This is a genomic window from Dorea sp. AM10-31, from assembly GCF_003435815.1.
In the GTDB taxonomy this organism is placed as follows: Bacteria; Bacillota; Clostridia; order Lachnospirales; family Lachnospiraceae; genus Dorea_D; species Dorea_D hominis.
Genome location: NZ_QTUV01000001.1, coordinates 53,818 through 77,268, shown reverse-complemented (window position 1 = coordinate 77,268; position 23,451 = coordinate 53,818). Strand labels below are relative to the sequence as shown.

The 23,451-nt window shown below is 43.8% G+C and carries 22 protein-coding genes; 20 read left to right on the top strand and 2 right to left on the bottom strand.

Annotated elements, in window-relative coordinates; genetic code table 11:
* The first annotated feature begins 251 nt into the window (after positions 1-251).
* The 15 genes from argC to hemW all read left to right on the top strand — a co-directional run bounded on the left by argC (position 252) and on the right by hemW (position 17,158).
* On the top strand, positions 252-1,292 hold the full coding sequence (argC, locus tag DW125_RS00355) for an N-acetyl-gamma-glutamyl-phosphate reductase (protein WP_117536762.1): 1,041 nt from the start codon (positions 252-254) through the stop codon (positions 1,290-1,292).
* Between the two features lie 73 nt (positions 1,293-1,365).
* Complete coding sequence (locus tag DW125_RS00350) at positions 1,366-1,812, top strand: GNAT family N-acetyltransferase (protein WP_117536761.1); 447 nt, start codon at positions 1,366-1,368, stop codon at positions 1,810-1,812.
* A 92-nt stretch (positions 1,813-1,904) separates the two neighbouring features.
* Positions 1,905-3,128, top strand: a complete 1,224-nt coding sequence (gene argJ, locus DW125_RS00345) for a bifunctional glutamate N-acetyltransferase/amino-acid acetyltransferase ArgJ (protein WP_021860824.1) — start codon at positions 1,905-1,907, stop codon at positions 3,126-3,128.
* A 79-nt stretch (positions 3,129-3,207) separates the two neighbouring features.
* A complete protein-coding gene (gene argB / locus DW125_RS00340) occupies positions 3,208-4,107 on the top strand; it encodes an acetylglutamate kinase (RefSeq protein ID WP_117536760.1) in 900 nt (299 codons plus the stop codon).
* A gap of 3 nt (positions 4,108-4,110) precedes the next feature.
* Positions 4,111-5,286 carry an aspartate aminotransferase family protein gene (locus tag DW125_RS00335; RefSeq protein WP_117536759.1) on the top strand — a complete coding sequence of 392 codons (1,176 nt, stop codon included), beginning with the start codon at positions 4,111-4,113 and terminating at the stop codon, positions 5,284-5,286.
* Between the two features lie 93 nt (positions 5,287-5,379).
* Positions 5,380-5,811 carry a DMT family transporter gene (locus DW125_RS00330; RefSeq protein WP_021860821.1) on the top strand — a complete coding sequence of 144 codons (432 nt, stop codon included), beginning with the start codon at positions 5,380-5,382 and terminating at the stop codon, positions 5,809-5,811.
* Positions 5,812-5,873: 62 nt separating this feature from the next.
* Positions 5,874-6,560 carry a helix-hairpin-helix domain-containing protein gene (locus DW125_RS00325; RefSeq protein ID WP_117536758.1) on the top strand — a complete coding sequence of 229 codons (687 nt, stop codon included), beginning with the start codon at positions 5,874-5,876 and terminating at the stop codon, positions 6,558-6,560.
* Between the two features lie 54 nt (positions 6,561-6,614).
* The gene (locus DW125_RS00320; RefSeq protein WP_021860819.1) at positions 6,615-7,307 is read left to right on the top strand and encodes a response regulator transcription factor; all 693 of its coding nucleotides are present in this window, start codon (positions 6,615-6,617) and stop codon (positions 7,305-7,307) included.
* Positions 7,264-8,748, top strand: a complete 1,485-nt coding sequence (locus tag DW125_RS00315) for a sensor histidine kinase (protein ID WP_117536757.1) — start codon at positions 7,264-7,266, stop codon at positions 8,746-8,748. The genes DW125_RS00320 and DW125_RS00315 overlap by 44 nt, the downstream gene beginning before the upstream one ends.
* Before the next feature lie 27 nt (positions 8,749-8,775).
* A complete protein-coding gene (locus tag DW125_RS00310; RefSeq protein WP_117536756.1) occupies positions 8,776-9,711 on the top strand; it encodes a GerMN domain-containing protein in 936 nt (311 codons plus the stop codon).
* Positions 9,708-12,086: a ComEC/Rec2 family competence protein gene (locus DW125_RS00305; RefSeq protein WP_117536755.1), complete on the top strand. Its 2,379-nt coding sequence runs from the start codon at positions 9,708-9,710 to the stop codon at positions 12,084-12,086. Before DW125_RS00310 ends, DW125_RS00305 begins: the two co-directional genes overlap by 4 nt.
* A 67-nt stretch (positions 12,087-12,153) precedes the next feature.
* On the top strand, positions 12,154-13,170 hold the full coding sequence (locus DW125_RS00300) for an alpha-hydroxy-acid oxidizing protein (RefSeq protein WP_117536754.1): 1,017 nt from the start codon (positions 12,154-12,156) through the stop codon (positions 13,168-13,170).
* The gene (gene holA, locus DW125_RS00295) at positions 13,167-14,147 is read left to right on the top strand and encodes a DNA polymerase III subunit delta (protein WP_117536753.1); all 981 of its coding nucleotides are present in this window, start codon (positions 13,167-13,169) and stop codon (positions 14,145-14,147) included. The genes DW125_RS00300 and holA overlap by 4 nt, the downstream gene beginning before the upstream one ends.
* 59 nt (positions 14,148-14,206) lie before the next feature.
* Positions 14,207-16,012 (top strand): translation elongation factor 4, encoded by a 1,806-nt coding sequence (gene lepA / locus DW125_RS00290; RefSeq protein ID WP_021860813.1) that lies wholly within the window; start codon positions 14,207-14,209, stop codon positions 16,010-16,012.
* Complete coding sequence (gene hemW / locus DW125_RS00285) at positions 16,013-17,158, top strand: radical SAM family heme chaperone HemW (protein WP_117536752.1); 1,146 nt, start codon at positions 16,013-16,015, stop codon at positions 17,156-17,158.
* Here the strand turns inward: hemW and DW125_RS00280 are convergent.
* Complete coding sequence (locus DW125_RS00280) at positions 17,150-17,662, bottom strand: DUF4364 family protein (protein ID WP_021860811.1); 513 nt, start codon at positions 17,660-17,662, stop codon at positions 17,150-17,152. The two genes, hemW and DW125_RS00280, sit on opposite strands and share 9 nt — an antisense overlap.
* Entirely contained in the window at positions 17,662-18,588 is a 927-nt protein-coding gene (locus DW125_RS00275; RefSeq protein WP_021860810.1) for a TIGR01212 family radical SAM protein, read from the bottom strand. Before DW125_RS00275 ends, DW125_RS00280 begins: the two co-directional genes overlap by 1 nt.
* A 194-nt stretch (positions 18,589-18,782) precedes the next feature.
* Here DW125_RS00275 and rho point away from each other — a divergent pair, with 194 nt between their 5' ends.
* The 5 genes from rho (at position 18,783) to prfA (ending at position 23,397) form a co-directional block, all read left to right on the top strand.
* Positions 18,783-20,120, top strand: coding sequence for a transcription termination factor Rho (gene rho / locus DW125_RS00270; protein WP_199537814.1), 1,338 nt, complete (start codon positions 18,783-18,785; stop codon positions 20,118-20,120).
* 103 nt (positions 20,121-20,223) lie between these two features.
* Entirely contained in the window at positions 20,224-20,427 is a 204-nt protein-coding gene (gene rpmE, locus DW125_RS00265) for a 50S ribosomal protein L31 (protein ID WP_021860808.1), read from the top strand.
* A 72-nt stretch (positions 20,428-20,499) separates the two neighbouring features.
* The gene (locus DW125_RS00260; RefSeq protein WP_117536751.1) at positions 20,500-21,426 is read left to right on the top strand and encodes a DUF1385 domain-containing protein; all 927 of its coding nucleotides are present in this window, start codon (positions 20,500-20,502) and stop codon (positions 21,424-21,426) included.
* Positions 21,407-22,282 carry a peptide chain release factor N(5)-glutamine methyltransferase gene (gene prmC / locus DW125_RS00255; protein ID WP_117536750.1) on the top strand — a complete coding sequence of 292 codons (876 nt, stop codon included), beginning with the start codon at positions 21,407-21,409 and terminating at the stop codon, positions 22,280-22,282. Before DW125_RS00260 ends, prmC begins: the two co-directional genes overlap by 20 nt.
* Before the next feature lie 41 nt (positions 22,283-22,323).
* The gene (gene prfA, locus DW125_RS00250) at positions 22,324-23,397 is read left to right on the top strand and encodes a peptide chain release factor 1 (RefSeq protein ID WP_021860805.1); all 1,074 of its coding nucleotides are present in this window, start codon (positions 22,324-22,326) and stop codon (positions 23,395-23,397) included.
* Positions 23,398-23,451 lie beyond the last annotated feature (54 nt).

Sequence of the window (23,451 nt, the reverse complement as noted above, 5' to 3'; positions counted from 1 at the left end):
ATTGCAAAGTTAACTATACACTATATGTTATAAATATGCAAGGAAAAAATAGAAAATACTTGCATATTATACATGTTAGCTGTATAATTATTCACATACTAATGAAAAAGGGACAGGGGGATTTCAGTTTGGGACGGGGATTTTCTAAAAAAGCCCCGTCCCAAACTGGACAACTCCCGAAAATGGGTTTACTATAAAAAACACGAATGTTCAACTAGTAAGTATAAAAATACATCAGGAGGATGACGTATATGATTAAGGTGGGAATTATCGGAGCAACCGGATATGCCGGAGGCGAACTTGTGAGAATTTTATCTGCACATAAGGATGCGCAGATTGTATGGTATGGCTCCAGAAGTTATATAGATCAGAAATATGCAGATGTGTATCGCAACATGTTTGAGATCGTAGACGCAAAATGTCTGGATGATAATATGGAAGAACTTGCAAAGCAGGCAGATGTAATCTTTACGGCAACGCCGCAGGGTTTCTGTGCTTCGATGATGTCAGAGGAGATTTTGGCCCAGACAAAGATCATTGACTTGAGTGCAGATTACCGGATCAAGGATGTAGCTACTTATGAAAAATGGTATGGAATCGCACATAAGAGTCCACAGTTTATTAAGGAAGCAGTATACGGACTGTGTGAGATCAACCGTGAAGATGTGAAGGGCGCAAGACTGGTAGCGAATCCGGGATGTTATACAACATGTTCGATCCTGACAGCGTATCCGCTGGCAAAAGAAGGAATCATTGATATGAATACTTTGATCGTAGACGCCAAATCCGGTACGTCCGGAGCAGGAAGAGGGGCGAAGGTTCCGAATCTCTTCTGTGAAGTCAATGAGAACATGAAAGCATACGGTGTGGCAAGCCACAGACATACACCGGAGATTGAAGAGCAGTTAGGCTATGCATCCGGAGAAGAAGTGCTGATCAATTTCACACCGCATCTTGTGCCGATGAACCGCGGAATCCTTGCCACAGAGTATGCAACACTGAAAAAAGAAGTGACATATGAAGAGGTTAAAGCAATTTATGATAAATATTATAAAGATGAGAAATTTGTCCGTGTGCTTCCAAAAGATGTGTGCCCGGAGACAAAATGGGTAGAAGGAAGCAATTACGTTGATATCAACTTTAAGATCGATTCGAGAACAAACCGTATCATTATGATGGGCGCGATCGACAATCTGGTAAAAGGTGCAGCCGGACAGGCAGTACAGAACATGAATCTGATGTTCGGACTTCCGGAGACGGAGGGATTAGAACTGGTTCCAATGTTTCCATAAGGACAGGTTCAAACGAATTGTTTTGCCGGTTTGTCCCCAACGGAAAATACAGACAGAGGAGTAGAGAATATAGATGAATATAAGAGTAATGAAAATAGAAGATTTTGACCAGGTGCACGCACTCTGGATGAGCATTAAGGGCTTTGGTATCCGCAGTGTGGATGATTCCAGAGAAGGTGTGGAACGGTTTTTGAAGAGAAATCCAACCACAAGTGTAGTTGCAGAAGAGGATGGGAAAATCGTTGGAGCAATTCTCTGTGGGCACGATGGAAGACGAGGCTGTCTGTACCATGTATGTGTAGATGTGAACCACAGAATGAAGGGCATCGGAAAAGCCATGGTTGTATTTACGATGGAGGCACTGAAAAAAGAAGGAATCAACAAAGTATCCCTGATCGCATTTACACAGAATGATATCGGTAATGCATTCTGGAAAGAAATCGGCTGGACAAAAAGAGAAGATTTGAATTATTATGATTTTACACTGAATGAGGCAAATATTACAGCCTTCATACAGTAAGCAGTTTCATACAGATATGGCGAATAATAATCTGTGGGAATTATAGATGGAAGAACCGGCAGACGAGAACAAAAAAGAAAGGTGGAAGAAAGATGAAACAGGTAAAAGGCGGCGTAACCGCAGCAAAAGGATTTGAAGCAGCAAGTACAGCAGCAGGAATTAAATATAAAGACAGAACAGATATGGCATTGGTATACAGCCAGGTGCCATGCGTGGCAGCAGGAACTTTTACAACCAATGTTGTAAAGGCAGCTCCGGTAAAATGGGATCAGCAGGTTGTAAAGAGCGGTGCAAAAGCACAGGCAGTTATCGTAAACTCAGGAATTGCCAATGCATGTACCGGTGCAGAAGGATTTGGATACTGCAAAGACACTGCAGATGCAGCGGCAGCAGCACTTGGTGTGGCAGCAGACGGTGTCATGATCGGATCTACAGGTGTAATTGGAAAACAGATCCCGATCGATAAGCTGACAGCAGGAATCAAAGTACTGGCTGAGAAGAAAAATGACTCTCAGGAAAATGGTACAGAAGCAGCCAAAGCGATTATGACAACCGATACGTATGAGAAAGAACTTGCAGTCGAGATTGAAGTTGGTGGCAAGACTGTTACAATCGGTGGTATGGCAAAAGGTTCCGGAATGATCCACCCGAATATGTGCACAATGCTTGCATTTATTACTACAGATGCAGTCATTACAAAAGACGCGTTGCAGAAAGCGTTAAGCGAAGATGTCGGAGATACGTATAACATGATTTCTGTAGACGGAGATACATCTACCAATGATTCCGTTGTCCTTCTCGCAAATGGACTGGCTGAAAATCCGGAGATCACATACGGAACAGAAGATTATAAAAATTTCGCAGAAGCCTTACATACGATCAACGAATATCTGGCTAAAAAGATTGCAGGAGACGGCGAAGGCGCAACAGCATTATTTGAAGTAAAAGCAGTTGGCTGCGAGAGCGTAGAGCAGGCAAAGACACTTGCCAAATCCATCGTTTGCTCCAATCTTACAAAGACTGCAATCGCGGGACATGATGCGAACTGGGGAAGAATCCTCTGCGCAATGGGATATTCCGGAGCACAGTTTGATCCGGAGAAAGTAGATTTATTCTTCGAAAGTGCAGCAGGAAAGATCCAGATCATTGAAAATGGTACTGCCGTAGATTACAGCGAAGCAGAAGCTACTAAGATCCTGTCTGAGAAAGAAGTAACAGCAATCGCTGATGTGAAGATGGGTGAGAAAACAGCAACCGCATGGGGATGTGACCTAACACACGGATACATTGAGATCAATGCAGATTACCGTAGCTAATACGACAATAATTATGAATTTAAAGCGAGACAGATGATTCGATAAAAAGCAAAAATTACAGCCAGGGAAGGAGACACAGATGGAAAAATCAATGCAGAAATATCTGGATAAAGCAGAGGTACTGATAGAGGCACTTCCATATATCCAGCGTTTTAACCGTAAGATAATTGTTGTAAAATATGGCGGAAGCGCCATGGTAGATGAGGAACTGAAGGCAAGAGTCATTCAGGATGTTACACTTTTGAAATTGGTTGGTTTCAAACCGATCATCGTACACGGCGGTGGAAAAGAGATCAGCAAATGGGTTGGAAAAGTTGGCATGGAACCTCATTTTATCAACGGACTTCGTGTGACAGATGCCGATACAATGGAACTGGCTGAAATGGTGCTTGGAAAGGTAAATAAAAGTCTCGTCCAGCTTGTAGAAAGTCTTGGCGTCAGAGCAATCGGTATCAGTGGAAAAGACGGCGGGCTGCTGAAAGTAGACAAGAAATACGCAGACGGAGAAGATATCGGATTTGTCGGTGATGTAAAAGAAGTCAATGCAGATATTATTTTCGATCTGTTGGAGAAAGATTTTCTTCCGATCATTGCACCAATTGGTCTGGATGATGATTTTAATACTTACAATATTAATGCGGATGACGCGGCATGCGCGATCGCAAAAGCAATCAATGCAGAGAAACTTGCGTTCCTGACAGATATCGAGGGTGTTTACAAAGATCCAAAAGATCCATCAACTCTGATTTCTGAACTGAATGTATCAGAAGGAAAGAAACTGATGGAGGATGGATTTATCGGAGGCGGAATGTTACCGAAGCTTCATAATTGTATTGACGCCATTGAAAATGGTGTATCCAGAGTGCATATTCTGGACGGAAGGATTCCGCACTGTCTGCTTCTGGAGATCTTTACAAATAAAGGTATCGGAACTGCGATCAAGAATGATGTTGACGAGAGATATTATCACGGAGAATAAGCGATGAATAAATATATGAAAGAAACAAACGAGGCGTTACTGCACACCTACAATCAGTTTCCTGTTGTTTTAGAACACGGCGAAGGCGTGTATCTGTATGACACAGAAGGAAAGAAATATCTGGATTTTGCAGCCGGCTATGCGGTTTCTTCTCTTGGCTATGCAAATGAAGAGCTGAATACGGCATTGAAAGCTCAGATCGACAAGCTGTGCCACACGTCCAATCTGTATTATAATACCGTGTGTGGAAAAGCGGCAGAAGCACTGAAACGGATTACGAAGATGGATCGTATTTTCTTTACGAACAGTGGTGGGGAATCTGTGGAAGGTGCACTGAAAGCAGCGAGAAAATATGCATATAAAAAAGGAACCGGACGTTATGAATTTATTGCCATGAAAGAGTCTTTCCATGGAAGAAGTTTCGGAGCAGTATCCGTAACTGGACATGACGCATACAGAAAACCGTTTGGTCCGCTTGTACCGGGGGTGTCTTTTGCAGAATACAACAATCTGGACAGTGTGAAAGCACTGGTGACAGACAAGACTTGCGCGATTATTTTAGAACCGCTGCAGGGCGAGGGCGGTATCAATCTTGCAACAGAGGAATTTATGAAAGGAATCCGCGAGCTATGCGATAAAGAAGGAATCCTTATGATCTGTGACGAAGTACAGTGTGGTATGGGCAGAACCGGAGAAATGTTCTGCTGGCAGGGATACGGCATCAAACCGGATATTATGACAATGGCAAAAGCGATCGGAAGTGGTATCCCAGTTGGTGCATTTGCCATGACAGAGGAAGTTGCAGAGTATTCACTGGAGCCGGGAGATCACGGAACCACTTATGGAGGTAATCCACTGGCATGCACAGCAGTGAGCAAGACGGTTGAAATCTTTGAAAAAGAAAATCTGACCGCACATGTAAAAGAAATGGGCACATATCTGACAGAAAAGTTAGAAGCGTTAAAGGAGAAATGTGACTGCATAAAAGCGGTGAAAGGAACCGGACTTATGCAGGGAATCCAGATTACAAAACCGCTTGGTGAAGTGACAAATGCAGCATTGAAAGAAGGACTGCTTGTGATTGGTGCAGGCGCAGATGTCCTGCGTTTCGTTCCACCGCTTATCATTGAAAAAGAGCATGTGGATGAGATGATTGCAGTTCTTGAGAAGATTCTGTAAATCAGATCTGGAAAAATCAAGCCAGAAATATAAAAAAAGGTATAAAAGGCCAGTTGTTGGACATAGTATCTGCATAAGCAGGAGGTATGGATAATGACTGGTTTTTTGATTGCTGTTTTATCGGGAACATTGATGAGTGTGCAAGGCGTTTTTAATACACAGGTGACGAAAACCGCGGGAATGTGGGTGAGTAACGGATGGGTGCAGTTCAGTGCATTTATCATCTGTCTCATTGCATGGCTGGTAACGGGAAGAAATCCGGTAGGTGCACTTATGAAAGTCGAGCCGAAATATTTGCTCCTCGGAGGCGTGATCGGTGCCGGGATCACGTGGACGGTGATTAAGAGTATGGCACAGCTCGGTCCGGCGAAGGCAGCGCTTCTTATTGTAATCGCACAGCTGATCGTAGCTTATGTGATCGAGCTTATGGGACTGTTCGGAGTGGAGAAAGAACCATTTGTGTGGCGCAAAGCCATCGGCATGGGAATTGCACTTATAGGAGTTGCAATTTTTCAGTGGAAATAGTAATATAAGTATATCTAGGCATATGAGGGGATTCACAGTTCCGACCATTGTGGAGGCAAAATATGCATAGGAAGATTTTTAAAAATAACAGAAGATTTTTACTTGTGTGGTTCATAATATTTACCTGCCTGACTGGCTGTTCCGGTATTGGCAGACAGCAGGACACAGGAAATGAAAGTGCGCTGGAAGAAATAGAATTGTCAGAAGATGCTAAGAGTGAAACTGCCGGACAGAGGGAGCAGTCAGGGGCAGATGACGAGGATGAAAAAGTATCTTCGGGTGAGATCTGCGTATATGTATGCGGTCAGGTAAAGCATCCCGGCGTGTACCGGCTGGATGCAGACAGCAGGATCTGCGATGCGATCCGGCTCGCAGGAGGTCTGACAGGAAAGGCGGCATCCGTTTCTGTGAACCAGGCAGAGAAGATGCAGGATGGACAGCAGATTTATATTCCGTCAAAGAAGGAAGCAACTAATAATAACGGTGCTTCAGAAAAAACGGAAGGAGTAGCAGAGGGTGGCAGCAGTTCCGGCAGTACAGACGCACAGGGAACTTCCGGTAAAGTCAATATTAACACGGCGGGAAAAGAAGAGCTGATGACTTTGACCGGGATCGGCGAGGCGAGAGCGCAGGCAATCATAAAGTACCGGGAGATAAAAGGAAGATTTGGATCAAAAGAACAGTTGAAGGAAGTCGAAGGGATCAAAGACGGAATTTATGGAAAGTTGGAAGACCAGATCGAGATATAACAATAAAAAGAGACAGAAATAAGCGGAAGCTGACAGTAACAGGAGAGAGCGGGAATGGAAGATAAGAGAGTTCTGGTTGTAGATGATGAAAAATTAATAGTAAAAGGGATTCGTTTCAGTCTGGAACAGGAGGGCATGAAAGTAGACTGTGCTTACGATGGTGAGGAAGCACTGAAACTTGCAAAAGAGAATATATATGATATCCTGCTTCTGGATGTGATGCTTCCGAAGTATGACGGATTTGAAGTATGCAGACAGATTCGTGAATATTCGGATGTTCCGATCATTATGCTGACGGCAAAGGGAGACGATATGGATAAGATCCTCGGACTGGAATACGGTGCCGATGATTACATAACCAAGCCATTTAATATTCTGGAAGTGAAAGCAAGGATCAAAGCTATTTTAAGACGTACAGGAAGGAAGAAGACGGAGCGCGAAGACGATAAGATCATTGTAAAAGGTGAGATGAAGATCGACTGTGAGAGCAGGAGAGTTGTGATCGGAGAGCAGGAGACGAATCTGACAGCAAAGGAATTTGACCTACTGGAGCTTCTTGCTATGAATCCGAACAAAGTATACAGCAGAGAGAATCTGTTAAATATTGTATGGGGATATGAATATCCGGGAGATGCAAGAACGGTAGATGTACATATCCGGAGACTGCGTGAGAAGATCGAGACGAATCCGAGTGATCCGAAATATGTATATACAAAATGGGGAGTGGGATATTATTTTAAAGGTTAGATTTGGAAGATACGTAAAAACAGAAACATGGAAGAGTCTCCGCTTCCTGATTATCAGTCTGCTGGTATTATTTGCAATCATACCGGCAGTGATCATGGAGGCGGTGGTTCTGACCAGTTATGAGAAGAGAGCGGTCGAGGTGCGGACTGCCGAGATACAGAATCAATGCACCATTCTATGTAACCAGCTCAGTCAGGGCGGTTATCCAAAAGTAGTCACAACGGAAGCTATGAACGCAGAGATTACACAATTATCCAATATTTACAATGGAAGAGTGCTGCTTATCGATCAGGCATATTATATTCTGAAAGACACGTATGATATGGACGAGGGCAAAAGGATCGTATCCGGTGATGTTACCGGATGTATGAGCGGAAAAGGAACGACTTATTACGATTCAAAAAATCGTTATATAGAGGTAACTTCGCCGATCATGGATGCAGCGAAAGAGAAAGTCATTGGTGTAATGCTTGTAAGTGTGTCCACGGATTCCATTGCGGAAAGTAAGGGTGTGCTTGGCGGCAAAGCAAATGTTGTTGCAGTTGTTGCAGTGATCATTGCGCTTGTGCTTGCAATCGGTCTTGGATTCTTAATGGTGCGTCCGTTCCAGAGGATCACAAGGCGGATTGAGGCGGTTACGGAAGGATACCATGCTGATTATCTGCATGAAAATGCATATACAGAAACGAAGATTTTATCAGAAGCATTTAACAAGATGTTGGGACGTCTGAAAGCGCAGGATGATTCCAGGCAGGAATTTGTATCAAATGTGTCACATGAATTAAAGACCCCGCTGACATCTATGAAAGTGCTGGCAGATTCTCTGTTGATTCAGGAGAATGTACCGACAGAACTGTACCGGGAATTCATGGGTGATCTATCAGAAGAGATTGAGAGAGAGAATAAGATCATCAATGACCTGCTGTCGCTTGTGAAGATGGACAAGACAGCAAGTAATATGAATATCCAGTCTGTCAGCATGAATGAACTTGTGGAGAAGATATTGAAACGTCTGCGCCCGATTGCTACAAAACAGAATGTGGAGGTTGTGTACCAGAGCTTCCGCCCGGTTACGGCAGAAATTGATGAAGTTAAATTGTCACTTGCGATTACGAATCTGGTGGAAAATGCGATCAAATATAACAGGGAAGGCGGATGGGTTCACGTGACACTGAATGCGGATCACAAGTTCTGCAACATCGAAGTGGCGGACTCCGGCATCGGTATCGCACAGGAAGAGACAGAACATATTTTTGAAAGATTTTACCGAGTGGACAAATCCCATTCCAGAGAGATCGGAGGAACCGGACTTGGGCTGTCCATTGCAAGGAATGCGGTTGTTATGCATCGTGGAGCGATTAAAGTCTTCAGCCAGCCGGGCGAAGGAACCACCTTTACGATTCGTATTCCGCTTGTATATGTTGCACCGGAGCGGGGATAACTGTGTGTAAAAAGAAGGGATGAAATTATGAAAATAAAAATACGCCGGATTTTATCTGTGTGTCTTGCACTTTTAATGTTGATTAACGGAGTTACCGGATGCGGACGTCACAGAGAACCAAAAGAGGGCGAGACGGCACTTTATTATATCAATGCGGAAGGAACAGATCTGGTAAAAGAAGCATATAAGATTACGGGTGATTCCAGGAACTCCCGGATACGGTATGCTCTGAAATCATTAAAAAAAGAACCGGATACGATTGAGTATAAGAGCGCTTTCCAGAACCATACAGCGGTAAAAAGCTGGAGTGTGACAGCTGGGAAGCTGGATCTGCATCTGAATGATGCATTTGGGAAAATGAATACAACTTCCAGATTACTGCTGGAGGCAGCGGTTGTACAGACACTGACACAGATTGACGGTGTGGGATATGTGCGTTTTTATCAGGAAAACAAACCGGTAAAGGACGAACATGGCAAGCCGGAAGGATATTTATGTGCGGCAGATTTTGTACAGAATACCGGTTCGTCTCTTCACTCTTATCAAAGTGCGGATCTGCTTTTATACTATGCCAATGCCAAAGGAGACAAACTGAAAGAAGAGTCTGTGAAAGTACGGTATGACAGCAACACAGCTTTGGAGAAAGTGATCGTGGAACAATTGGTGAAAGGTCCGGAGGATGCTTCGGAGTATCCGGTAATCTCACAGGATACGGAAATCTTAAGTGTGTCCACGAAGGATGGTATCTGTTATGTAAATCTTGATGAAGAATGTCAGAATACAAAATATAAGATCGATCCAAGGCTCAGCATTTATGCAATTGTCAATTCCATTACAGCAAATGGAGCGGCAGGAAAAGTACAGATACTGATCGGAGGAAAGGCAAATGTACAATATCAGGGAAGCATAAACTTAAATAAACCATTTTCGGCAGATCCGGCAATCGTGGAGGAAGAACAGTGAGAAATAGACCATTATGTTCCGTGTGTCTGCTGTGGATATTTCTGATCGCGGGAATCGTATGGTTTGGAGGAGAGAAGGCAGAAGACTTTTTCTCTCCTTCGGATCTGGAAACCTGTGTAGAGGACAGAGAAGAAGTTTTGGTATCCGGAACCGTCTGGAAAAAAGAATTTACAGAAAACCGGCAGACTTATTATCTTACAAATGTATCGATACATATTCATGGGCGTTCGCTCAGAGAATCCAAAATTATTTTATACAGAAAAACAAACAGTAAAAAACAAACAGAAAATGAGATCTTCTGTGGAAATAAAGTGAAGGTGACAGGAAAACTGCGCTATTTTGACAGGGCGAGAAATCCGGGAAATTTCGATCAGAGAGCCTATTACAGGAGACAGAAGATCCATGCATCCGTATGGATAGACAAAGTTCTGAAGAACCGGGGCAAGCGGGAACAGTGGAGGGAACGAATCTGGCGCTTGCGGGAACACTGGAAAGAAATGCTGATCCGCCAGCTTGGCAAAGAAAAAGGTGGTGTGCTGACGGCAATGCTTCTCGGTGACAGAAGTGCCATGGATCCGGAAATCAAAGAGCTGTATCAGGTCAATGGGATCGCCCATATCCTTGCAATCTCAGGATTGCATCTGTCATTTCTCGGAACAGGATTCTATCAATTCCTGCGAAAAAAGAGCGGTTCCTATCCACTTGGTTGCGCAGGCGGGATTCTGGCACTTTCACTGTACGTGCTTCTCGTAGGCAAAAGCGTGTCGGTCATGCGTGCATTTATCATGTTTTTATTCCGCGTGGGAGCCGATGCGACGGGAAGAAAATACGACAGCTCGACAGCACTTGCGGTGGCAGCAGCATGTGTGCTTATCGGACAGCCGCTTTATCTTAAGGACGCAGGTTTCTGGATGTCTTTTGGAGCGGTGCTGGCAATGCTTCTTATCCTTCCTGTTTTTGTGGAATTGCCATTTCAGAATGTATGGGCGGGACTTAGTACGCAGATACTTCTGCTCCCGATTCTTCTGATGGCTTATTTTGAAATATCTCTGTTAAGTCTTGCGTTAAATCTGCTTGTTATTCCACTTTTGACGATTTTGTTGATGATGGCAGTATTGGCTAGTTTTCTATGGCTTGTTTTCTGGCAGGAATCAGTGCTGTTGCTAAAAGGCTGCGGATGGATTCTGGCAATCTACGAAAAAAGCTGTGATCTTGCGCTTATGTTTCCAGGGGCAAGAGTGACAACCGGGAAGCCTGATCTGTGGCAGTGTATGTTGTATTATCTGATTGTAGGGGGTGTGTTACTGTGGATAAAAAAAAGAAAGAAAACAGATGATATGAAAGAAGATAAAATAGGGAAAACTGTGGTAAAAGGTTGTAGGAAAAATCCTGACAGACAGAAAAAATTGAGGGGAAATGTAATAAGAGTCGGCAGAAAAAAGGCAGGCAGGGCAGAGAGAAAAAGTGACAGAAAAAGCAGGTGGGCAGCAGTATTGGGAATCGGTATCGTAACCGCGACAGCAGTTCTTACAATTCCCCAGAATTTATTTTCCGGAGTACAGGTGACCATGCTGGATGTAGGGCAGGGAGATTGCATTTTTATACGGACACCGGACAGGAGAGCATATCTGATTGATGGTGGCAGTAGTGATGTGAAAAATGCTGGAAAATACATAATTGAACCCTATTTAAAATCACAGGGAATCCACAAGCTGGATGCTGTTTTTGTGACACATGGAGATGAAGATCATATTGGAGCGATTGAAGAAATGTTAAAACGCAGAAAAATGGGTGTCAGGATTGTGAGACTTATTTTCCCACCGCAGTCTGTGTGGGATGAGAAGCTTTTCCGCCTGGCAGAAACCGGGCAGGGATGCGGTGCAAAGATTTGTATTATAGAGAAAGAAAAACAACTACTGGAAAAAAGTGGAAAAGAGATCTTCCGGATTGTTTGTCTTGGACCAGACACCGGTCAGAAAATGGAGCCTGGCAATGAAGCGTCCATGATACTGGCGATGGAATATCAGAAGAGACGTTTTCTCTTTACGGGAGATGTGGAAGGCACCGGAGAAGAAACGCTGACACAAGAATTAAAGGAGCACTATCAGAATGTACAGTGGGATTTTCTGAAAGCGGCGCATCACGGCTCGAAAAATTCAACGAAAGAGACGTTTCTTGAATCGGTATATCCGAAATATACGCTTGTTTCTTCCGGAAGAAATAACCGCTATGGACATCCGCACAAAGAGACGCTTAAGAGACTTGAAAAATATGGGAGCCGGATGTACGGCACAGCCAGCAGCGGAGCAGTGACAATCCGTGTGAATGGAAGAAAAGCGTGGTTGACGCAGACACTTGGAGCTTGTTATTATTAAACATAACGATGTATAATCAAAAGATTAGAGGAAAACTGACATAAAAGACAGAAAGAAGGAAGATACAATGAATTATCAGGAAATATTGGAAAATGCGAGAACCTGCATGGGACCATATTGCAAAGCATGTCCGGTCTGTAATGGGAAGGCATGCACAAGCCAGATGCCGGGACCGGGAGCCAAAGGAACCGGAACGGTTGCAATCCGCAATTATGAGAAGTGGCAGGATATCTGTGTGAATATGGATACGATTTGTGAAAATGGAAAAGTAGATACTTCTTTTGAAATATTCGGACGGACCTATAAAGCACCAATCTTTGCAGCACCGATCGGGGCAATGAAATTGCATTATGGCGATAAATACGATGATCTGGAATACAATAACATTCTTGTACCGGCATGTGCGGATGCAGGAATCGCGGCATTTACCGGAGACGGTGTGAATGCTGCGGTTATGCAGGGTGCTACGGAAGCAATCCGTGCAAAAGACGGGAAAGGGATTCCAACGGTTAAACCATGGGATGTCAATACATTACAGGAAAAACTGGAACTGATCAAAGCATCCGGTTCTTTTGCAGTGGCGATGGATATAGATGCGGCAGGACTTCCGTTCCTGAAAAATCTGACTCCGCCTGCAGGAAGCAAGACGACAGAAGAACTGGCAGAGATTGTAAAAGCTGCAGGTGTACCATTTATCCTTAAAGGGATCATGACAGTAAAAGGAGCTTTGAAGGCAAAAGAAGCCGGAGCTTCTGCGATTGTTGTATCGAATCATGGCGGACGTGTGTTGGATCAGTGTCCGGCGACAGCGGAAGTACTGGAAGAGATTGTGCAGGCAGTTGGAAAAGATATGAAGATCTTTGTTGACGGGGGCTTAAGAAGTGGCGTGGATATTTTTAAAGCACTGGCGCTTGGAGCAGATGCCGTGTTGATCGGACGCCCATATGTGACAGCTGTCTACGGCGGCGGCGCCGAAGGCGTTGCAACCTATACAGAGAAACTGACCACAGAGCTTGCCGATACGATGACCATGTGCGGAGCACACAACTTAAGTGAGATCAGCCGGGAAATGGTACGTGTATGAAAAGTTTAAACGAAGACATTAAGAACGGACAGTGGAAACCGGTATACTTGCTCTATGGAGAGGAAGCCTATTTAAAAAAGCAGTACAAAGACCGGATGACAAAGGCAATCCTGCCGGATGGAGATACCGTTAATTATGCTTATTACGAAGGAAAAGGAATCAATCCGGGAGAGCTTATTGATCTTGCAGAGACAATGCCATTTTTTGCAGAACGGCGTCTGATCGTTGTGGAAAATTCAGGCTTTTTCAAAAATGCGGCGCCGGAGCTTGCCGATTACATCAAAACGATGCCGGATACCGCATGCTTTATTTTCGTGGAAAATGAAGTGGATAAGCGGAACAGGCTTTATAAGGCTGTCAAGGATAAAGGCCGTGTCGTGGAACTTGGAAGACAGGACGAGAAGACACTTCTGTACTGGATCGGAGCACAGGTAAAGCGGGAAGGAAAGCTTATCAAGACTTCCACAGCGCAGTATCTTGTAGAAAAGACCGGAACAGATATGGAGAATCTGGAAAAAGAACTGGAAAAGTTGTTTGCGTATACATTGGATGAAAAGGAGATTACACCGGCTGCCATTGATGAAATCTGCACCGCGCAGATTTCCAATAAGATTTTTGAAATGGTAGAAGCAGTTGCTGCAAAACATCAGAAAAAAGCGATGGATCTGTATTACGATCTTCTTGCATTAAAAGAGCCTCCGATGCGGATTTTATACCTGCTTTCCAGACAGTTTAAGCAGCTGATGGAAGTAAAAGCATTATGCATAAAAGGAATGGATAAGTCACAGATTGCAAAGACGGTGGGCATTCATCCATTTGTAGCAGGAAAATATATGAGCAGGTGCAGGAGCTTCGGCTTAGAAGAGCTGCGCAGCATTATGGAAGATGCCGCAGATACGGAACAACTGGTGAAAACAGGACGCTTAAGCGATGTGATGAGTGTGGAACTTTTCATTGTAAAATACAGTTCTGTATGATATATTCAGATAGGTAATAACAGAGAAAATTCAAACTAAGGGGAACGATAGAATTGTCAATGGATCAGAGTAAAATCAGAAATTTTTGTATTATAGCCCATATCGATCACGGTAAATCAACACTGGCAGACCGTATCATTGAGATGACAGGTCTTTTGACCAGCCGTGAGATGCAGTCACAGGTGCTGGACAATATGGAGCTGGAACGGGAGCGTGGAATTACGATCAAAGCGCAGACTGTCCGCATTGTATATAAAGCGAAAGACGGAGAAGAATATATCTTTAACCTGATCGACACACCGGGACATGTCGATTTTAACTATGAAGTATCCCGGAGCCTTGCAGCATGCGACGGAGCGATTCTTGTCGTGGATGCAGCACAGGGTGTGGAGGCACAGACTCTTGCCAACGTATATCTGGCACTGGATCACGATCTGGATGTTATGCCGGTTATTAATAAGATCGACCTTCCAAGTGCAGATCCACAGCGTGTGATTGAAGAAATTGAAGATGTGATCGGAATTGAAGCGGAAGATGCACCGCAGATTTCCGCAAAGACAGGACTTAATGTAGAACAGGTGTTGGAGCAGATTGTTGAGAAGATACCGGCGCCGGTTGGAGATCCGAAAGCACCGCTTCAGGCATTGATCTTTGATTCGCTGTATGATTCCTATAAGGGAGTCATCGTATTTTGCAGAATCAAAGAAGGAACTGTAAAAAAGGGCACACCGATCCTGATGATGGCAACCGGAGCAAAAGCAGAAGTTGTGGAAGTCGGATATTTTGGTGCAGGACAGTTTATTCCGTGTGAAGAATTAAGTGCCGGAATGGTTGGTTATATTACAGCAAGCCTTAAGAATGTAAGAGATACCCGTGTCGGAGATACAGTGACGAATGCACAGAATCCTTGTGCCGAGCCGCTTCCGGGTTATAAAAAAGTCAACCCGATGGTGTACTGCGGATTGTATCCTGCAGATGGAGCAAAGTATCCGGATCTTCGGGATGCGCTGGAAAAATTACAGTTAAATGATGCGTCTCTGCAGTTTGAGCCGGAGACATCTATTGCACTGGGATTTGGTTTCCGCTGTGGTTTCCTCGGACTTTTGCATCTGGAGATCATTCAGGAACGTCTGGAGAGAGAATACAATTTAGATCTTGTAACAACAGCACCGGGTGTTATTTACAAAGTATACAAGACGAACGGCGATGTGATCGAACTTACCAATCCGTCCAATCTGCCGGATCCGTCTGAAATCGAATATATGGAAGAGCCGATGGTAAAAGCAGAGATCATGGTGACATCTGAATTTATCGGAGCGATCATGGATCTTTGTCAGGAGAGACGAGGCGTATATGAAGGCATGGAATACATTGAAGAGACGCGTGCCGTGCTGCGCTATCATCTGCCACTCAATGAGATCATTTATGATTTCTTCGATGCACTCAAATCCCGCTCCAGAGGATATGCGTCCTTTGATTATGAGCTGGACGGCTATGTAAGATCGGATCTTGTGAAGCTGGATATTCTGATCAACAAGGAAGAAGTGGATGCGCTGTCCTTTATTGTGCATGCAGATACTGCGTATGAACGTGGACGTAAGATGTGTGAAAAATTAAAAGAAGAGATTCCAAGACAGCTTTTTGAGATTCCGATCCAGGCAGCGATCGGAAGCAAGGTTATTGCAAGAGAGACTGTAAGAGCAATGCGTAAAGATGTTCTTGCAAAATGTTACGGTGGTGATATCAGCCGTAAGAGAAAGTTGTTGGAGAAACAAAAAGAAGGAAAGAAGCGTATGCGCCAGGTGGGCAATGTCGAGATTCCACAGAAGGCATTTATGAGCGTACTGAAGCTGGATGATAAATAAATGAAAGCATTAGAATTATATATTCATATTCCTTTTTGTGTAAGAAAATGTAAATATTGTGATTTCTTGTCAGGTCCTGCTACCAGAGCTGAACAGGAAATATATGTAGAGAGCCTTTGCCGGGAAATCTGTTCCTATACAGATCTGGCGAAGGCTTATCGTGTTGTCAGCATTTTCCTTGGCGGTGGGACACCGTCCACGCTGGAAGCAGAACAGACGGAGAGCATATTTGCAGCAATTAACAGAACATTTACAATCGCAGAAGACGCAGAGATTACAACCGAACTGAATCCCGGAACAGTAGATGAAAAGAAACTCCGTGCATATCAGAAATGCGGGATCAACCGCCTGAGTATTGGTTTGCAGTCGGCAGATGACAGAGAACTCCGGATGCTTGGCAGGATCCATACATATGAGGAATTTTTGCATACTTACAGGCTGGCAAAAGAGGTTGGATTTACAAATATTAACATTGATCTGATGTCAGCAATTCCGGGACAGAATCTTTCAGACTGGGAGCGGACGCTTCGTACGGTCGCAGAACTTTCACCGGAACACATTTCGGCATACAGTCTGATCATTGAAGAGGGGACACCGTTTTATGAGAGATATGGAAATCAGGAAGACGAACTGGAAAGAGGCAGACGGATACCGGCAGAAGAGCGGCTTCCGGATGAAGATACCGAACGTCGGATGTATTGGCGGACAGAGGAAATTCTGAAAGAATACGGATATGAACATTATGAGATTTCCAACTATGCGAAGCCGGGAAAAGCATGCAGACATAACATTGGTTACTGGTATCGGACAGAGTATCTGGGGATTGGTACGGGAGCAGCGTCACTTATTAATAACTGTCGCTTTACTTATGAACCAGACCGTATGCATATGAAAGCGGACGAAAAAGAAATACTGTCTGTGCAGGAACAGATGGAAGAGACGATGTTTTTAGGACTCCGGATGATGAAGGGCGTAGGAAGAAAAGAATTTTCAGAATGTTATGGAAAAGAACTGGATGAAGTGTACGGAGATACGATCCGTACACTAAAGGAAGAAGGGCTTCTGGAAGAAAAAAACAGCCGGGTATATTTAACCCGGCGTGGAATCGATATCAGCAACTATGTGATGAGTGAATTCTTAAAGTAGATGCGCCATAACCATAGCATACACTTCCTGGTTTTTCTTTGCCCAGTTGTTGGAGATTGTCTCTGCTTCTGCTTCTGTAGGGGCAGTTATGGTTAAGTCGATCAGAGGAAGACCTTTTTCAAAAACCTGGCAGCGGACAGAATACTCCCCCGTGCTGAGCTGGTAATAGTCGGCTTTTACAGCTACTTCGTTCTTCAATTCGTAGTGTTTTTTCTGTAAAAATGTATCGATGTCGCTCTGGATTGCAGGCGATATATCATTTTCAAAATACCGGATTGTAGATTCGCCGTCTTCGGTCAGATGATAGAAAGTACGGCTGTGTGTTGCTTCTTCGCGGATAAAACCGGAAGAGAGAAGTTCAGAGAGAGCCTGCTGTAACTTGAAGTAAGTTGTGTATCCCTGATCTAGGATAAATTCGGAAATCTGTGAATTTGTAAGCGGAAAATCCACTTTATTTAACATATATAAAATGATCAGTTTATACAGTTTAAATGATTCAGCCATTATGAATACTCCTTTCCCTGCCAGATGTCGTGTGCCTTGAAATAAGATTGCATCTGGTTCAGGACATATCTTTTGTTCGCGCTCCAGCAAGGTGCGACGAGCAAAGGTTTCGGACCGTCACCGGTAAGCCGGTGGATCACAATATCAGGTCTTAAGTGGCAGATACACATGCCGAGAAGTGCAAAATATTCTTCCATGGAAGGAACATAAAAAGGATGAGCTTCATAGATATCGGCAAGATCCGTTCCTTTCAGAATGTGAAGAAGCTGTAATTTGATACCCTGGATATCAAAACGGTTCAGATAGTGGATCGTATCCAGCATCATCTCCGGCGTCTCGCCCGGAAGAGCAAGGATCGTATGTACGATTACAGAAATATTGCGGGCGCGCAAATGCTGAACGGCATGTTCGAAAACCGGAAGATCATAGCCTCTGCGGATAAAAGCTGCGGTCTTCGGGTGGATCGTCTGAAGCCCGAGTTCAATCCAGACTGGTTTGATCTGGTTCAGTTCACCGAGAAGATCCAGAATTTCTTCGCTTAAACAGTCAGGTCTTGTTGCAATGGAAAGAATCCGGATATCTGGATGATGGATCGCTTCCGTGAAGAGTTCACGTAGTCTGGATACAGGTGCATAAGTGTTCGTAAATGCCTGAAAATAAGCAATATATGAAGAACCTGTCTGTTTGGATGCTACAAGTGCTTTTGCCTGCTCAATCTGCTCTGTAACAGAAACTGCGGAGTCAGCAGCAAAATCACCGGAACCGCCCCGGCTACAGAAAATACAGCCTCTCGTGTCCAGTGTGCCGTCCCGGTTCGGACAGGTCATACCGCCATTTAAAGAGAGCTTATATAATTTTTCCCCGTAGTTCTCTTTCAGATAATAATCCAGAGAATAATATCTTTTTTCGTTCCAGTGTATTGTCATCTTGTTACCTGCCTTATTCACTATTCATTATCATATCATCCTTAATGGGGCAAATCAAGAAAATAGCAGTGAAAAATAATTTGGTAACCCCTTTAAAAATTAAAAAAAGTGTAGTATAATGAATGAATATTTCAGGAAAGTCAACTCAGACAAAGATTCCCACAACAGATGTGAAAGGATGAATAAAGCATATGATGAGAGAAAAATATGAATCTCTTCCATTAGCTACGCTTAAAGAGCTTGCGAAAGCGCGTGGCCTGAAAGGCATTTCAACAATGAAAAAAGCAGAGTTGATTGAATTAATGCTGAAGGAAGATGAAAAAGAAAAAAAGGCATCCCAGGAGAATGTAAAAGAGATGTCGGCAAACACTGGCGACAGAGAACTGCATGATATTGACAAACTGGACAGCGGTGTTGTCGCAAATGGAATTCTGGAAGTTATGCCGGATGGATATGGATTTATCCGAAGTGATAATTATCTGCCGGGTGATCATGATGTATATGTATCTCCGTCACAGATCCGTAAGTTTAATCTGAAGACAGGAGATATTCTGGAGGGGCATACAAGAATCAAGACACAGCAGGAGAAGTTCAGTGCACTTCTTTACCTGTCAAAGATCAATGATATGGATCCGATGAAAGCGATCCACCGGAAGAACTTTGAAGATATGACACCGATTTTCCCGGATGAGAGAATGCGTCTGGAGAGCGGACAGACAAGCACAGCGATGCGTATTGTGGATCTGCTTTCCCCAATCGGTAAAGGACAGCGCGGTATGATCGTATCACCTCCGAAAGCAGGTAAGACAACTCTGCTTAAGCAGATTGCACTTTCTGTCAGAAAGAACAATCCGGAAGTACACCTTCTGATCCTTTTGATAGATGAGCGTCCGGAGGAAGTTACAGATATTAAAGAAACGATTGAAGGCGACAATGTAGAAGTTATTTACTCTACTTTCGATGAGTTACCGGAGCACCATAAGCGTGTGTCAGAGATGGTGATCGAGCGTGCCAAGAGACTGGTAGAACATAAAAAGGACGTTATGATTCTGCTTGACAGTATCACAAGACTGACAAGAGCATATAACTTAACTGTACCGCCGTCAGGAAGAACACTTTCCGGTGGTATCGATCCGGCTGCACTGCATATGCCGAAGCGCTTCTTCGGAGCAGCGAGAAATATGCGTGGCGGAGGAAGCCTTACAATCCTGGCAACCGCGCTTGTAGATACCGGAAGCAAGATGGATGACGTCATTTATGAGGAATTTAAAGGAACCGGTAACATGGAACTTGTTCTTGACCGCAAGCTGTCTGAAAAGAGAATGTTCCCGGCTGTAGATATTCCAAAATCTGGTACACGAAGAGAAGATCTCTTACTTACACCGGCAGAGCAAGAAGCAGTCGATACGATGCGCCGTGCACTCAATGGTATGCGCGCCGAAGACGCTGTGGATAATATCCTCAACATGTTCTCCAGAACAAAGGATAATGGAGAATTTATCCAGTTGATGAAAAAGACAAAATTAGTCTAGACAAGCTGTGTTTTTTGTGATACAATAACAAAGCTGTTTAGAAAACGAATCATAATCGCGAAAATCGCGTGAAAGTAAAAAATAAAAAGAAGAGGTGAAAATCATGAAAGAAGGAATACATCCAGCATATTATCAGGCAACCGTAACTTGCAACTGTGGTAACACATTCGTAACAGGATCAACTAGCGAGGACATCCACGTAGAGATCTGTTCTAAGTGTCATCCGTTCTATACAGGACAGCAGAAAGCAACTCAGGCTCGTGGCCGTGTTGATAAGTTCAATAAGAAATACGGAATGAACAAATAAGTTCGCAGGTTTTGGGTTGAGGTTTTGTAATCTCAACCCTTTTTTCGTTATAAAAGTTTTAAAGGAGGCTTTATGAAGTCATCAGAAATCGGAGGCCAGGCAGTCATCGAAGGTATTATGATGCGCAACGGAGATGAATATGCCGTGGCAGTGAGAAAGCCGGACGGAGAAATCCATGTGAAGACGGAACATTATGAAGGGATTTCCGGTAAATGTGGGATACTTTCTAAGATTCCATTTATCCGGGGGATTTTTAAATTTGCAGATTCTATGGTTCTTGGAATCCGGACATTAATGTATTCGGCAGAATTTTTTGAGGAAGATGAAGAAGAACAGAAAAAGGAGCTGACAGCAAAAGAACAGGAGAAAAAAGAAAAACAGGATGCATGGGCAATGCGCGGTATGCTTGCGTTTTCTCTTGTATTTGCTGTTGTGATCTTTATGATGGTTCCGTATTTTCTGTCTTCATTGTTCAAAAATGTTATTCCGTCATACGAAATCCGGACACTGCTGGAGGGAGTGGTACGGATTCTGATATTTATTTTATATCTGGCACTGATTTCCAGAATGGAAGATATACAGCGCACGTTCATGTATCATGGTGCAGAGCATAAATGTATCAACTGTATTGAACATGGAATGGAACTGAATGTTGAAAATGTCCGCAAGAGTTCCAGACAGCACAAACGTTGCGGAACCAGCTTCCTGTTCCTGGTTCTTGCAATCAGTATTATTTTACTGCTTCTGATCCATGTGGATTCCATGGGGATGCGTGTTGTTGTAAGACTCCTGCTTCTGCCCGTAATTGCCGGAATTTCTTATGAGATCCTGCATCTGGCGGGAGACAGTGACGGTGCACTTATCAATCTTGTGAGCAAACCGGGACTTGCGATCCAGAAGCTGACAACGAAAGAACCGGATGACAGTATGATCGAAGTCGCGATCCAGGCAGTAGAAGCAGTGTTTGATTGGAGAGATTATGAACGGAAAAATTTTTAATCTGGAAGAGCTTTTTCGAAGTGGCAAAGAGAGACTGCGCGAAGCACAGATTGAAGAAGCAGATCTGGATGCGTGGTATCTGTTGGAATATATTACCGGAGTTACGAAGACGGCATATTATGGTAACCCCAAAGCAGATGTGCCGGAAGAACAGGCAGAAGAATACGAAGTCGCACTTGCAAAGCGCGCAGAGCACATTCCGTTGCAGCATATTACCGGGAGACAATACTTTATGGGATATGAATTCCTTGTAAATGATCAGGTACTTGTTCCTCGACAGGATACCGAGAATTTGGTAGAAGAAGCATATTGTCATATAAAAGAAAAATTAAAAAAAGAGCCGAATAAGAAAGTACAGGTTTTGGATGTGTGTACCGGCTCTGGCTGCATTTTACTAAGTCTTATGAAGCTGTGCGGACAGATCGAAGGAACTGGTGTGGATATATCCGAAGGCGCACTGGAAGTAGCGCGACAGAATGGAGAGAGACTTAAGGCGGATGCTGTATTCAGGAAGAGTGATTTGTTTGAAAATGTGGAAGGAGCATACGATATCATCGTTTCCAATCCACCGTATATCCGGAGTGCCGTAATCGAAGAGCTTGCCGATGAGGTAAAATTACATGATCCGTATATTGCGCTTGATGGGAAAGAAGACGGACTGTATTTTTACCGGAAGATTATTGCTCAGGCAGGAAAATACCTGAAACCGGGCGGATGGATCTTATTTGAGATCGGGCACGATCAGGCAGAAGAGGTATCCGCGCTTCTTGCGCAGGCGGGATACGACAAAATTGATGTGAAAAAGGATCTGGCAGGACTTGACCGTGTTGTCAGTGCAATGTACAATAAAGGGTAGCCTTGAAACAGGTGTGAAGAGAAGAAACAGGAGGAGAAAATATGTTTGACAAATTAGAAGATTTGCTCATTCGATTTGAAGAAATATTAAGCGAGCTTCAGGAGCCAGATGTTGCAAATGATCAGAACCGTTTCCGTAAACTGATGAAAGAGCAGAATGATTTGACTCCGATCGTTGAGGCTTATAAGGAATATAAAGCCTGCAAGCAGGCAATTGCAGATAGTCTTGAGATGTTAGATGAAGAGTCTGATGAAGAACTGAAAGAACTTGCAAAAGAGGAACTAAGTGAGTCCAAGAAGAGAGTGGAAGAATTAGAGCATGAGCTGAAGATCCTTCTTCTGCCTAAGGATCCGAACGATGACAAGAACGTTATAGTCGAAATCCGTGCAGGAGCAGGGGGAGATGAAGCTGCTTTATTTGCTGCTGAGATTTACCGTATGTATCTGCATTATGCAGAAGGACGCCGTTGGAAAGTTGAGATGATTTCATTAAATGAGAATGGAATCGGTGGATTCAAAGAGTGTGTATTTATGATCACAGGACAGGGCGCATATTCCCGTTTGAAATACGAAAGCGGTGTACATCGTGTACAGCGTGTGCCGGAGACAGAGAGCGGCGGGCGTATCCATACATCCACGATCACGGTAGCGATCATGCCGGAGGCAGAAGATGTAGACGTAGTGATTGATGACAAAGATATCCGTATTGATGTTATGCGTGCATCCGGTAACGGTGGACAGTGTGTCAATACAACAGACTCTGCGGTACGTCTGACTCACTACCCGACAGGAATCGTGATTTACAGCCAGACAGAGAAATCCCAGTTACAGAATAAGGAAAAAGCTTTCCGTTTGTTACGTTCCAAATTATACGATCTGGAGATGGAGAAGAAACAGGCATCTGAAGCAGAAGCAAGAAGAAGCCAGATCGGTACAGGAGACCGTTCTGAAAAGATCCGTACTTACAACTTCCCGCAGGGACGAGTAACAGATCACCGTATCAAGCTGACACTGCATAAACTGGACTCTATTCTGAATGGAGATCTGGACGAGATCATCGACAGCCTTACAGCAGCAGACCAGGCAGCAAAGCTTGCGAATATGAACGAAGAGTAAAAATTATACGAATTGTTTATAACGAGATAAATGAACAAAATATAGAAGGAAGAT